At 72.3% G+C, this 12,989-nt stretch carries 10 protein-coding genes; 5 read left to right on the top strand and 5 right to left on the bottom strand.

The window, feature by feature from the left end; all coding sequences use genetic code 11:
* Positions 1-100: 100 nt before the first annotated feature.
* The 3 genes from BJ991_RS15475 to BJ991_RS15465 all read right to left on the bottom strand — a co-directional run bounded on the left by BJ991_RS15475 (position 101) and on the right by BJ991_RS15465 (position 4,186).
* Entirely contained in the window at positions 101-1,588 is a 1,488-nt protein-coding gene (locus tag BJ991_RS15475; protein WP_246301115.1) for an MFS transporter, read from the bottom strand.
* A 79-nt stretch (positions 1,589-1,667) separates the two neighbouring features.
* A complete protein-coding gene (locus BJ991_RS15470) occupies positions 1,668-3,356 on the bottom strand; it encodes a phosphohexomutase domain-containing protein (protein ID WP_179491439.1) in 1,689 nt (562 codons plus the stop codon).
* Positions 3,353-4,186: a purine-nucleoside phosphorylase gene (locus BJ991_RS15465; RefSeq protein ID WP_179491437.1), complete on the bottom strand. Its 834-nt coding sequence runs from the start codon at positions 4,184-4,186 to the stop codon at positions 3,353-3,355. The genes BJ991_RS15470 and BJ991_RS15465 overlap by 4 nt, the downstream gene beginning before the upstream one ends.
* An 89-nt stretch (positions 4,187-4,275) precedes the next feature.
* Here BJ991_RS15465 and BJ991_RS15460 point away from each other — a divergent pair, with 89 nt between their 5' ends.
* Positions 4,276-5,724, top strand: coding sequence for an NAD(P)H-quinone dehydrogenase (locus BJ991_RS15460; RefSeq protein ID WP_246301113.1), 1,449 nt, complete (start codon positions 4,276-4,278; stop codon positions 5,722-5,724).
* Between the two features lie 143 nt (positions 5,725-5,867).
* On the opposite strand, the gene BJ991_RS15455 is transcribed toward BJ991_RS15460, so the two are convergent.
* Positions 5,868-7,634 (bottom strand): acetyl/propionyl/methylcrotonyl-CoA carboxylase subunit alpha, encoded by a 1,767-nt coding sequence (locus BJ991_RS15455; RefSeq protein ID WP_179491433.1) that lies wholly within the window; start codon positions 7,632-7,634, stop codon positions 5,868-5,870.
* Between the two features lie 101 nt (positions 7,635-7,735).
* Complete coding sequence (locus BJ991_RS15450) at positions 7,736-8,410, bottom strand: Maf family protein (RefSeq protein ID WP_179491431.1); 675 nt, start codon at positions 8,408-8,410, stop codon at positions 7,736-7,738.
* Positions 8,411-8,464: 54 nt separating this feature from the next.
* On the opposite strand from BJ991_RS15450, the gene BJ991_RS15445 reads away from it, so the two are divergent.
* The 4 genes from BJ991_RS15445 to BJ991_RS15430 are packed head-to-tail and all read left to right on the top strand — an operon-like array spanning position 8,465 to position 12,877.
* Positions 8,465-9,859: a class I SAM-dependent RNA methyltransferase gene (locus BJ991_RS15445; protein ID WP_179491429.1), complete on the top strand. Its 1,395-nt coding sequence runs from the start codon at positions 8,465-8,467 to the stop codon at positions 9,857-9,859.
* A 9-nt stretch (positions 9,860-9,868) separates the two neighbouring features.
* Entirely contained in the window at positions 9,869-10,549 is a 681-nt protein-coding gene (locus BJ991_RS15440; RefSeq protein ID WP_179491427.1) for a response regulator transcription factor, read from the top strand.
* Complete coding sequence (locus BJ991_RS15435) at positions 10,539-11,804, top strand: sensor histidine kinase (RefSeq protein WP_218852954.1); 1,266 nt, start codon at positions 10,539-10,541, stop codon at positions 11,802-11,804. The genes BJ991_RS15440 and BJ991_RS15435 overlap by 11 nt, the downstream gene beginning before the upstream one ends.
* Entirely contained in the window at positions 11,801-12,877 is a 1,077-nt protein-coding gene (locus BJ991_RS15430; protein WP_179491425.1) for a hypothetical protein, read from the top strand. Before BJ991_RS15435 ends, BJ991_RS15430 begins: the two co-directional genes overlap by 4 nt.
* Positions 12,878-12,989: the final 112 nt, after the last annotated feature.

Here is a 12,989-nt window from a genome sequence, read left to right as displayed (position 1 = left end):
CACGAAGTCGTTCTCGAGCACGATCGAGGTGTTCAGCAGCACGAGTCGAGCCTAGAACCGCTCCGGCGCGCGTGCCGACGCCGCCCTCCGGAAGCGGCCGTCACTGGTCGGAGTGCATCGCCGCCTCGGCGGCCGCGGCACCCTTCGCCGGGTCGCCCGACGCGGCCGCGATACGGGCGGCGGCGAGTGCGCGCCTGCCCGCCGGGAGGCCGATCGCCGCGCCGACCGCGACGAAGGTGAGCAGTCCGGCTGCCACGAGCAGCGCCTCGATCGCGACGACGTCGGCGAGCGGACCGAACACGAGCATGCCGATCGGCATCGCGACGGCCATGACGATCCCGACGAACCCGAACACGCGGCCCTGGCGCTCGGGCTCGACCGTCTCCTGCAGGAGCGTCATCGACGGCGTCGAGAAGAACGGGACGGCCAGGCCCACCAGGAACATGAAGCCGAAGAAGATCCACACGTTGGGCGACAGCCCGAGGCCCACCGACAGCACGCCGAACACGAGCGACGACACGACGATGAGACCGATGCGGCTGCGCTTCGCGAAGAACGACGCCACGAGGATGCCGCCGAGCATCATGCCGACGCTGAACGCGACCTCGAGGATCGCGAGGTTGACGACGTCCTGAGTCTCGCCCGCGGGGAACGAGCGGACGATCATGAGCGGCGTGAGGTTCGAGGGCGCCACCATCAGCAGGAAGATGATGGCGAAGAGCACGAGCAGCCACCGCACGAACGCGTGGTTCGCGACGTAGCGCACGCCGTCGACGAGGTCGGCGAAATAGCCCACGTGCGCGTCGGCGGCGCGGCGGATCGTCGGCACGGGGATGAGCGCGAGGATGCCGATGCCGATGACCGCCGTCACGACGTCGATGAAGAAGATCGGCACGAGCGACCCGGCCGTGCCGCCGGTCGCGGCTGACGCCCACGCGAAGAGGCCGCCCGCTGCGGCGGGTGCGAGGAGCGCGAGCGCGGACTGGATCGATCCGTTGATGCCATTCACGCGGATGAGGTTGCGCGTCGGCACGATCTGCGGGACGAGCGCCGACACGGCCGGCAGCTGGATGCCCTGGCCCGTCGACCGGATCGCGAGCGTCAGGAAGATGAGCCATACGGCGTCGTAGCCCGTCATCATGATGAGCGCGAGCGCGAGGGTCGACGCGGCGATCGCGGCATCCGCCCCCATGATGATGAGCTTCCGGTTGTGGCGGTCCGCCCACACGCCCGCGAAGATCGACACCACCGCCTGGGGCAGGAACCCGAACAGCGCGGCGAGCATCATGATGAGGCCCGACTGGTACGTGATTGTGAGGTACCAGAACACCGCGTACTGCACGAGCATCGAGCCGAAAAGGCTCACCGTCTGGCCGCTCAGGAACATGACGGTGCGCCGCAGCCAGTGCGGCGGGTCGGGTGGGCCCGGCTCCTCGACGGTCGGCACCGCCCCGGTGTCGCGGGCGATGGCGTCAGGCGCACCCGCGAGGGCGGGCGCCGTCAGCGGGGACTCGGGCGCCGCAGGCGCCGGGTCGTGCGGAGGGGGAGGAGGCGTGGCATCCGTCTCGTCTTCGCGTCCGGTGACCATCGACTCCACTCCTCACCGCTACCTGAGGTCACTCACGATATATCGCGTCTCGCCTCTCGCGCAACACGCCGTCCGCCGCTCACGTGAGCTCGTCGAGCAGGCTCCTCACCCCGGCCGCGAGCGCGGCGACCCGTGCGCCGGCGTCTTCGGCGGATTCGCCGCGCGCGTCGAGGTACAGCTTGACCTTCGGCTCGGTGCCGCTGGGCCGGACGATCAGCCGCGAGCCGTCGACGAGCGTGTACCGCAGCACGTCGGCGGGCGGCACCCCGTCCGACCCTTCGAGCAGATCGTCGACGCGCTCGACCTCGACGTCGCCGATCGACGACGGATGCTCCGCCCGCAGCGCCCCCATGATGCGCCCGATCACCGAGAGGTCGTCCACGCGCACCGACACCTGGTCGCTCGCGAAGAACCCGAACGTCGCGTCGAACTCGTCGAGGAGGTCGGACACGGTCGCGCCCCGCCCGCGCGCCTCCGCCGCCATGCCCAGGAGCGCGACCGCGGCGGAGATGCCGTCCTTGTCGCGCACGGTCTCGGGGTTCACGAGGTAGCCGAGGGCCTCCTCGTAGCCGAACACGAGGCCGGGCGCGCGCGAGATCCACTTGAAGCCCGTCAGCGTCGCGTGGAAGTCCAGGCCGTAATGGCGCGCGACCACCTCGAGCCCCGGCGACGACACGAGCGAGCACGCGAGCGACGCGCCCTCGACGTCGCCGGAATCCGCCGCCAGGCGCGCCGCCCGCCACCCGAGCAGCAGCCCGACCTGGTTGCCCGTGAGGCGCCGCCATCCGCCGTCGGCCGATTCGTCGGGCACGGCGACCGCGAGCCGGTCGGCGTCGGGGTCGTTCGCGATGATGAGCTCGGCGCCCGCTTCGCGCGCCGTCTCGAAGGCGAGATCCATCGCGCCGGGCTCCTCCGGGTTGGGGAACGCCACCGTCGGGAACGTGCCGTCGGGTTCGAGCTGCGCCGTGACCGTCGTCGGCTGCGGGTAGCCCGCCACATCGAGGATCCGTGAGAACGTCTCCCACCCCACCCCGTGCATCGCGGTGTAGACCCACGTGAGGCCCTCCGCCCCCGCGGGCGCGGGCGCGACGGCGGCGGTGGCCGCGATGTACGCCTCGACGAGCGACTCGGGAGCCAGCTCGAACGCGACCGAGCGCGGGAGGGACGTGATGTCGCCCTCGGCGGCGACGCGCTCGATGTGCGCGGAGATCTCGGCGTCGGCGGGCGGCACGATCTGCGCCCCCTCGTCCTGGCCGCCGAGGTAGACCTTGTACCCGTTGTCGTCGGGCGGGTTGTGGCTCGCGGTGACCATCACGCCCGCCGCGGCCCCGAGCTCGCGCACGGCGAATGCGAGCACCGGCGTGGGGAGCTTCCGCGGCAGGATCACGGCGCGCAGCCCCGCCCCCGTGAACAGCTCGGCGGAGTCGCGAGCGAACACGTCGGAGTTCCGCCGGCCGTCGTAGCCGATGACGACGAGCGGGGGCTCTGCGGCATCCGGATCCGCCTTCTCGAGCACATACGCCGCGAGACCCGCCGCCGCCTGCGCGACGAGCACGCGGTTCATGCGGTTGCTTCCGGCGCCGAGCGCGCCGCGCAGCCCCGCCGTGCCGAACTGCAGCCGCGCGCCGAAGCGGTCCTCGAGGTCGGCGACCGCGTCCGCGTCACCGGACTCGGCGCGCTCGATGATCTCCCGGAGCTCGGTGCGGGTCTCGCCGTCCGGATCCTGCGCGAGCCACGCCCGCGCCTTCTCCAGCACCGCGTCGCTCACAGCGCCCCGACGATTCCGGCCAGGAGCTTGGAGATGACGGGCTCCGCCTGGCGGCCGGCCTCGATCACCTCCTGGTGGCTCAGGGGGGTGGTCTGGATGCCCGCGGCCATGTTCGTGATGAGCGACATGCCGAGCACCTCCATGCCGGCCTCGCGCGCCGCGATCGCCTCGAGCGCCGTCGACATGCCGACGATGTGACCGCCGATGGTCTTCGCCATGCGAACCTCGGCCGGCGTCTCGTACTGCGGTCCGCGGAACTGGCAGTACACGCCCTCGTCGAGGCTCGGATCGATCGTGCGGGCGAGGTCGCGCAGGCGGATCGAGTACAGGTCCGTGAGATCGACGAACGTCGCGCCCTCGAGCGGGCTCGCGGCGGTGAGGTTGATGTGGTCGCTGATCAGCACCGGCCGGCCCGGCCGCCACGTGCTCTTGACCCCGCCCGCGCCGTTCGTCAGCACCATGATCCGCGCGCCGGTCGCGGCGGCCGTGCGGACGCTGTGCACCACGCGGCGCACGCCGTGGCCCTCGTAGAAGTGCGTGCGGGACCCGATCACGAGCACGCGCCTGCCGCGCGGCGTGACGATGCTGCGGAGCGTGCCCGCGTGGCCCGCGACCGCGGACCGGGTGAAGCCGGTGACCTCGGTGGCGGGGATCTCGACGGTGGTCTCGCCGATGAGCTCCGCCGCCTTGCTCCACCCGCTGCCGAGGGTGAGGGCGATGTCGTGGCGCTCGACGCGGGTGAGTCGCGCGATGTCGGATGCGGCCTGCTCGGCCACGGCGAACGGATCGGCGGCGGGATCGTCGAGCGGGTTCTCGGTCGTGTTCGGCATGCCCTTACGCTAGCGCCGCCGAACGCCACGGGCCACGGATGGAACGACCGCGGTCGTGGCGGGGCCTCGCGACTGGGAGAATGGTCCTCATGTCTGTGAGCTTCGAGCGCACCCAGAGCGTCGCGATCATCGGCGGCGGACCCGGCGGGTACGAAGCGGCTCTCGCCGCGGCCCAGCTCGGAGCGGAGGTCACCCTCATCGAACGGGCGGGTGTCGGAGGGTCGGCGGTCATCACCGACGTCGTGCCCTCGAAGTCGCTCATCGCCACCGCCGACGCGGCCGTCGCGATCGCCGGTGCGAGCGATCTGGGGGTGCAGCTGTTCGCGAAGACCAAGGAGGGCAAGCCCCTCAAGCCCGAGATCGCGATCAACCTCGCCGCCGTGAACAAGCGCCTCCTCTCGCTCGCGCGCCAGCAGTCCGACGACATGCGCGCCTCGCTCGTCGAGGCGGGCGTGCGCATCATCTCGGGTCACGGCCGCCTGGAGGGCGACCACGCCGTCGTCGCCTCAACGGGCCCCGGCGGCACCGACTTCGACCGGATCGAGGCCGACACGCTCGTCGTCTCGACGGGCTCGTCGCCGCGCGTGCTGCCGAGCGCCGTCCCCGACGGCGAGCGCATCCTCACGTGGACGCAGCTCTACGACATGACCGCCCTCCCCGAGCACCTCATCGTGGTCGGGTCGGGTGTCACGGGCGCCGAGTTCGCCGGTGCCTACATGAACCTCGGCTCGAAGGTCACGCTCGTGTCGAGCCGTGAGCACGTGCTCCCGGGCGAGGACCGCGACGCGGCCGCCGTGCTGGAGAAGGTCTTCAAGCGCGGCGGCATGACGGTGCTCGGCAAGTCCCGCGCCGAGAGCGTCGAGCGGCACGGCGACGCGGTGGTCGTGACGCTGTCCGACGGACGCACCGTCGAGGGCAGTCACTGCCTCATGGCCGTCGGCTCGATCCCGAACACGAAGGGCATCGGCCTCGAGGAGGCGGGCGTTCAGATGACCGAGTCGGGGCACATCCAGGTCAACCGCGTCGCACGGACTTCCGTGCCGAACATCTACGCGGCCGGCGACTGCACGACGTTCATCCCGCTCGCGTCGGTGGCCTCGATGCAGGGCCGCACCGCGATCTTCCATGCGCTCGGCGACGTCGTCATCCCGCTCGAATCGCGCCGCATCACGTCGAACATCTTCACCGCGCCCGAGATCGCCACGGTGGGATGGCAGGAGAAGGACATCGACGACGGCCTCCTCAACGGCGTCGTGCACAAGCTTCCGCTCGCCGCGAACGCCCGCGCGAAGATGATGGGCATCAAGGACGGCTTCGTGAAGATCATCGCGCGCGCCGGGAGCGGTACCGTCGTCGGCGGCGTCATCGTCGGCCCGCGCGCGTCGGAGCTCATCTACCCGATCGCGATCGCCGTCGAGCGCCGCCTCACGGTCGACCAGGTCTCGCGCGTGTTCGCCGTGTACCCGTCGCTGTCGGGCAGCATCACGGACGCCGCGCGCGCGATGCACGTCGTCGATCAGCCGGGCACGGGCGGCTGATACGGGGTGTGGCGGATGCCGCGGCATCCGTCCCGTCGCCGTCTTGGCGCGCTCGCGCGGACCGCGCCGAGCCCGCGCGAGCGCACTCCGCGCGACCTCGGCGCCTCAGGGGGGAGCCGGGTGCCGGGTGACGGCCGGCGACGTCAGATGATCGTCAGGAGCTGATGACCGGCCGAAACCGTCGTGCCGGGATCGGCGTTGATCGAGCTGATCACACCGTCCTTGTGCGCCTGGATCGGCTGCTCCATCTTCATCGCCTCGAGCACGACCACGAGGTCGCCCTTGACGACCTGCTGGCCCTCCTCGACCGCGACCTTCACGATGGTCGCCTGCATGGGAGCCTTCACCGCGTCGCCCGAGGCGCCCGCGACGACCGTCGGCGCGTGCGAGCGGCGCGACGGCGGAACGGCGGCGGGGCGTCCGGGTGCGGCGGGCGTCGACACGATGCGGTCGGGAAGGCTCACCTCGAGGCGCTTGCCCGCGACCTCCACGACGACCGTGTGGCGGTGCTCCGCGGGCTTGGGCGCCTCGAGCTCGCCGTCCCACGGCGGGATGTCGTTCTCGAACTCCGTCTCGATCCAGCGCGTGTACACGCCGAACGAGCCGTTCTCACCGGTGAAGGCGGGGTCGCGCACGACGCGGCGGTGGAACGGCAGCACCGTCGGCAGTCCCGCGACCTCGAACTCATCGAGTGCACGGCGGGAGCGCTCGAGCGCCTCGGCGCGGTCGCGGCCGGTCACGATGATCTTGGCGAGGAGCGAGTCGAACGCGCCGCTGACCGTGTCACCCGCTGTCACGCCGGAGTCGAGGCGGATGCCGGGACCCCCGAACGTCTTGAAGACGTGGATCGGTCCGGGCTGGGGGAGGAAGCCGCGACCCGGGTCCTCGCCGTTGATGCGGAACTCGATCGAGTGGCCCTCGGTCGCGGGGTCGTCGTAGCCGAGCTCCTCGCCCTCGGCCAGGCGGAACTGCTCGCGCACGAGGTCGATGCCCGTGATCTCCTCCGACACCGGGTGCTCGACCTGCAGGCGCGTGTTGACCTCGAGGAAGGAGATCGTGCCGTCGGCGCCGATGAGGAACTCGCACGTTCCCGCGCCGACGTAGCCGACCTCGCGCAGGATCGCCTTCGACGACGCGTAGAGGATGCGGTTCTGCTCCTCGGTCAGGTACGGCGCCGGCGCCTCTTCGACGAGCTTCTGGTGGCGGCGCTGCAGCGAGCAGTCGCGCGTCGACACGACGACGACGTTGCCCGCGGCGTCCGCCAGGCACTGCGTCTCGACGTGGCGGGGCTTGTCGAGGTACTTCTCGACGAAGCACTCGCCGCGCCCGAACGCCGTGATCGCCTCACGCGTCGCAGACTCGAACTGCTCGGGCACTTCGTCGAGCGTGCGCGCGACTTTGAGGCCGCGCCCGCCGCCGCCGTAGGCCGCCTTGATCGCGATCGGCAGGCCGTGCTCCTCGGCGAAGGCCACGACCTCGCTCGCGTCTGCGACGGGACCCGGGGTGCCCGGGGCGAGGGGAGCGCCCACCTTCTCGGCGACGTGGCGCGCGGTGACCTTGTCGCCGAGGGCCTCGATCGCCTCGGGCGACGGCCCGATCCATGTGAGGCCCGCCGCGATGACGGCGCGCGCGAAGTCGGCGTTCTCGGCGAGGAAGCCGTAGCCGGGGTGGATGGCGTCGGCGCCCGAGCGGCGCGCGACCGACAGGATCTTCTCGACCGAGAGGTAGGTCTCGGCGCTCGTGGAGCCGTCGAGGGAGTACGCCTCGTCGGCGAGCCGGGCGTGCAGCGCGTCACGATCCGGGTCGGCGTAGACCGCGACCGATGACTTGCCTGCGTCGCGTGCGGCGCGGATGACGCGTACGGCGATCTCGCCGCGGTTGGCAATGAGAACCTTGGCGATTTCAGGCATGGATGCCAGCCTACCGAGCGCCCCCTCGCGCGATTTGGGCGCATCGCACAAGAACGAGTGAAAAACGTGGGCGTCCAACTACAAGTGATTTCGCCCCGGTCTCACCCTTCGACCGAGCCGACCGGCGGGGCGTTGTGCAGCCACAGTTCGGGCCACTCGACGTCGAGCTCCCGCACGAGCCGCCGCAGGGTCGAAAGCGACATGCCGACGACGGTCGATGGATCGCCCTCGACGCGCTCGATGAACGGGCCCCCGAGACTGTCGATCGTGAAGGCGCCGGCGACGTGCAGGGGCTCCTCCGATGCGACGTACGCGTCGATCTCGGCATCCGTCAGATCACCGGCGAAGAAGACGGATGCCTCGGCCACCCCGTGCGCCTCGCGCGGCGGCCGCCCCGGCTGCACGCGCACGACGGCGTGGCCCGAGTGCAGCTCCCCCGATCGCCCCCGCATCGCGTGCCAGCGCTCACGCGCAGCCTCGGGCGTGTAGGGCTTGCCGAGCACGACGCCCTCGAACAGGAACATCGAGTCGCCGCCGATCACGATCCCGTCGAACTCCGGGGCGTCGTCGGCGAGGCGCGCCGCCACGTCCGCCGCCTTGCGGCGCGCGAGCAGCAGCACGTGCTCGTCGGGATCGAGCGTGCGCCCCTCGGCCGCCTCGACCGTCGCGATCACGGCGTCCTCGTCGACCTCGGGAGCCAGCGTGAGGGGGTCGATCCCCGCCTGCCGGAGGAGCATGAGCCGGGCGGGCGAGGTCGAGGCGAGGCACACGCGCATGCGCCCACCGTACCGCCGGGCGGAAGCACGTCCTGCGCATGGAAGAGTGGAAGGGTGACTCGCCCCGACCTCATCGACCTCGACATCACGGGCGTCGCCCACGGCGGCGTGTTCGTCGCTCGGCACGAGGGCCGGGTCGTGTTCGTGCCGGACGCGATCCCGGGCGAGCGCATCCGTGCGCGTCTGACTGAGGCGGGACCGGATGCCGACAAGCGGCGCTACTGGCGCGCCGAGGCGATCGAGGTGCTCGACGCCTCGCCCGACCGCCGCCCGCATGTGTGGCGTCAGGCCGACATCGACGTCGCGCCGGAGCAGCGCCCCGGCGGAGCGGACTTCGGGCACATCCGCCTCGATGCGCAGCGGCGCCTCAAGCTGCAGGTCATCCAGGACGCGCTGCACCGGATCGGCGGCGTCGACGTCCCGGTCATGCTCCAGGGCGCGTTCGCGGAGTTCTCGCCGCGCGATGAGCTCGTGGCCGAGGAGACCGAGGACGGCACCGGCTGGCGAACGCGCGTGAGCCTGCACGTCGACGCGGACGGCCGCATCGGGCCGTACGCCGCGCGCAGCCACCGCGTGATCGAGGTCGAGGATCTTCCTCTTGCGACGCCCGCCGTCGAGCGCGCGGCGCTCGAGCTGAGCGGGATGGCGCCGGGCCGCGTCGACCTGGTGCAGCCCGCGGACGGGCGCGTGCGCGTGCTTCCGCGGCCCGAGCGCGCGGCGCGCGAGGCGCGGCCCGGCGGGCGACGCGGGCGTCCGAACGCGGGCGGGGCGCGGCATCCGTCACCCTCGTCGGCACCCGCGAAACGCGACCCGGCCCGGGAGGTCGTGGTCGAGCGCGCCGGCGGACGGGAGTTCCGCGTGGACGCGGGCGGGTTCTGGCAGGTGCACCGGCTCGCGGCGCATTCGCTCACGTCGCTCGTGTCGTCGCTGCTGCGCGAGGCTCGTCCAGACGGTCCTGCGATCGACCCGGATGCCTGGCACCTCGACCTCTACGGCGGGGTCGGCCTCTTCGCGGCGACGCTCGGCGATCTCGGCGGAGCCTCGACGCGCGTGACGAGCGTCGAGTCGGATGCGCGCGCGACCGAGCACGCGGGCGAGAACCTCGCGGAGTGGGTGGGCGCGCGGGCCGAGACAGCGCGCGTCGACCGCTGGATCGCGCGGCTCGTGGCCGAGGCATCCGCCCCGGAGCGCGAACGTCTCTCGCGCGGCGTCGTGCTGCTCGATCCGCCGCGCTCGGGGGCGGGGCGCGAGGTCGTCGAGGGCATCGCGGCACTGGCTCCGGCGACCGTCGTCTACGTCGCGTGCGACCCCGTCGCGCTCGCGCGGGACCTCGCGACGTTGCGGCTCGCCGGGTACGAGACGCCGGCCGTGCACGCGGTCGATCTGTTCCCCAACTCGCATCACGTCGAGGCGGTCGCGGTGCTCACCCGCGCCGACGCTCGCGGTTAGGCTGTGGCCATGACGCGCGTCGCGCTCATCGACGATCACGAGTCCGTCCGGCTCGGACTCGAGGCGGCCTGTGCACGGGATTCGAACATGACCGTCGTCTTCTCGGGCAGCACCGTGACGGACTACCTCGAGTGGCGCACCTTCAGCGCCTCACCGCCCGCGGACGTCGTGGTGCTCGACCTCACGCTGGGCGACGGCACGACGGTGACCGAGAACGTCCGCCGGGTCGTGACCGACGGGTCGAGCGTCATCATCCACAGCGTCGCCGACCGCCCCGCCGCCGTGCGCGAGGCGCTCGCCGCGGGGGCCGCCGGAGTCGTGAGCAAGGCATCCCCGATCGACGACGTCATCGCGGCGATCCGCACCGTCGCGTTCGGTGAGCCGCTGAACAACGTCGAATGGGCGAGCGCCGTCGAGGGCGACCGCGCCTTCGCCGATGCGCAGCTCTCCGCCCGCGAGCGCGACGTGCTCCGGCTGTACGCTGCCGGCCTGCCGCTCAAGGTCGTCGCCGACAGGCTCGGCGTCGCGTACTCGACCGCGAAGGAGAACATCACGCGCGTGCGCGTGAAGTACGTCGAAGTCGGCCGGCCGGCGCCGACGAAGGTCGACCTGCTGCGGCGCGCGCTCGAGGACGGCATCCTGTCGGAGTCCGCCGACGACGCTCCCGCGGGCGGGCCCAGTGACCGCTGACTCCGCGGGCGCCGCCCTCGACGAGGCGTGGGGGCGCATCCCGCAGACGCGTGAGACGACCGCGGGCTTCGGCTCGTTCACGAGGCAGCGCATCGAGCGCGTCATCTCGCTCGTGATCGGACTCGGATGCCTCGTGCTCGGCATCCAGTCCTTCATCAACGCGCTCGGCCCCAGCGAGGAGATCGCGGGGTGGCATCTGCCCCTCATGATCCTCGCGTTCGCGCCGCTCGCGGTCATGCTCATCGCGTGCGGGATCGGTCGCGGCGTGCGGCTCTTCGCGGGCCTCTACACGATCTCGTACTGCCTGGTGCTGCTGCTGTGGCCCGCGGCGACGGCGGGGGTGCCGGTCACGTCGCCGACCGAGCCGTGGATCTGGTACCTCGTGAACGTCGCGACCGTCGCCGCGGTGCTCGCCTACCCGCTCCCGTGGCAGGTCATGTGGGCCGTCCTGGTGCCGCTGCTCTTCGGCGCGGTGCGGATGCTGCAGGCGGGCGTCGTCGGCGTGGCATTCGACGTGTGGTTCACGATCGCCCTCGACGTGTCGTTCGCGCTCATCCTCGGCGGCGTGCTCGTCACACTCGGGTGGGTGTTCCGCTCGGTCGCGTCCAACGTCGACGAGGCGCGCGCGCTCGCCGTCTCCTCCTATGCGCGAGCGGCGGCCGCGGATGCCGCCGAGCAGGAGCGCGTCGCCGTCGCGGCACTCATGCACGACAGCGTGCTGGCCGCGCTCATCGCCGTGGAGCGGGCGCACACGCCGCGCGAGCACGCCCTCGCCTCCACGATGGCGCGCGAGGCGCTCACGAGGCTCGCGAACACGGAGCACGGGTCGGAGGAGGGCACCGACGACCCGAAGGATGCGGCGGCGATCGTCGCCGAGATCGAGCACGGCGCATCCGAGCTGGGCCTGGATCTGGCCGTCGCGCGCGAGCTCGATCCGGCGACGGGCACCTTCCCGGGCCGCGTCGCGCGGGCGCTCTCGCTCGCGGCGACGCAGGCGATCGCGAACTCGGTGCAGCACGCCGGTGCGAAGGGGCTCACCGTCGAAGTGCGCGCGTCGGCGATTCCGACCCGGCTGCGCATCGACGTGCGCGACACAGGCGGGGGCTTCGACCTCGAGCGCGTCCCGGACGACCGCCTCGGCATCCGCGGCTCGATCGTCGCCCGCGTCGGCGCGGTCGGCGGCACCGCGAGCATCTCCTCAGGACCGAAAGGCACGAGCGTGCGGCTGGAGTGGCCGGGGGAGGACCTCTTGTGATCAGCGTGCGCAACGTCCTCGCCGGGCTCGGCGTCGCGTTCACGGCGTACCTCGCCGTGCGCGGGCTCGTGTGGACGGAGCCCGTCCCGTCGCCGCTGCTCATGGTCATCACGTTCGCGGCGTACCTCGTGGTCACGTGGCTGTGCATCTTCTTCGAGCCGCGTCCTGCGCCGTCGCACGCTCCTCCGGAGGACGAGGACGTCCCGCTCACAGCGGGACCGCGAGGACCGGTGAGGCTGCCGATGTGGGCGGCCGTCGCCGCGCTCGTGTGCGCCGTCGCCGTGCCGACCGCCGTCTCGATCGCGGTGGGTCCCGAGTTGCGATCCGCGACGTTCGCGACGTGGTACCTCGGCGGGATCGGCGCGCTCATGGTGATCGTCATGGTGCGGCGCCGTCCCTGGATCGCGTGGACCGGGATCGCGGCGCTCGCGATCGGGTCGATCGTGTGGATGGGACCCGTCGACGCGCTGTCGCTCGGACTCGTCGGCTCGGCCGTGTGGGTCGCGGCCGCGCAGCTGCTGCTCCTCTCCATGGACCGCGCCGCGCGGGACACGGCGCGGCTCGCGGGGCTGCAGCGGGCGGCATCCGCGTGGCAGGCGTCGCAGTCGGTGCGCCAGCGCGAGCGGCGCGTGCAGGTGCAGCGCGCGCTCGTGGTCGCGGGACCCGTGCTCATGCGCGCCGTGGCGACGGCGGGCGAGCTCGACGAGACCGAGCGGCTGCAGGCGCGTGTCGCCGAGGGGCGCCTGCGCGACGAGATGCGTGGCCCGAGGCTGCTCGACGACGCCGTGCGCGCCGAGCTCGAGCGCGCACGCCGGCGCGGTGCGACGGTGACCGTGCTCGACGAGGGCGGCCTCGAGGACGTCGACCCGTCCGCGCTCTCGATCATCCGCTCGCAGCTGGCCGACACACTGCGCGCTGCCCGGTCCGACCGCATCTACATCCGCACGTCGCCGCACGAGCGCGTCGCGGTCACGGTCGTCGGCCGGTCTGCGGCGGGTGCTGGCCTGTCCGACGAGGACGCGGTCGACCTGTGGCGGGAGATCCCCCTGCCCGGCGCCGGCGAAGACGAGTAGCGGCCGGGCGCGCAGACAAGCACGCTCCCCGTCCCGGCGGGGGAGGGGAGCCAGGGCGGGGAGCGGAGAAGAAGAGGCGAGGGGCGGCGAAGCCGCCCGCCCCTCGCCTGCG

The organism is Microbacterium immunditiarum (assembly GCF_013409785.1).
Taxonomy (GTDB): Bacteria; Actinomycetota; Actinomycetes; order Actinomycetales; family Microbacteriaceae; genus Microbacterium; species Microbacterium immunditiarum.
Note: the sequence above shows the minus strand (reverse complement) of the source record. Positions and strands in the feature narration are given on the sequence as shown.

What these genes read in the sequence shown, in the direction of transcription:
- BJ991_RS15455 (WP_179491433.1), bottom strand. Translation starts at nt 7,634, where the DNA reads ATGCCTGAAATCGCCAAGGTTCTCATTGCCAACCGCGGCGAGATCGCC.
- BJ991_RS15450 (WP_179491431.1), bottom strand. Translation starts at nt 8,410, where the DNA reads ATGCGCGTGTGCCTCGCCTCGACCTCGCCCGCCCGGCTCATGCTCCTC.
- BJ991_RS15440 (WP_179491427.1), top strand. Translation starts at nt 9,869, where the DNA reads ATGACGCGCGTCGCGCTCATCGACGATCACGAGTCCGTCCGGCTCGGA.
- BJ991_RS15465 (WP_179491437.1), bottom strand. Translation starts at nt 4,186, where the DNA reads ATGCCGAACACGACCGAGAACCCGCTCGACGATCCCGCCGCCGATCCG.
- BJ991_RS15460 (WP_246301113.1), top strand. Translation starts at nt 4,276, where the DNA reads ATGTCTGTGAGCTTCGAGCGCACCCAGAGCGTCGCGATCATCGGCGGC.
- BJ991_RS15475 (WP_246301115.1), bottom strand. Translation starts at nt 1,588, where the DNA reads ATGGTCACCGGACGCGAAGACGAGACGGATGCCACGCCTCCTCCCCCT.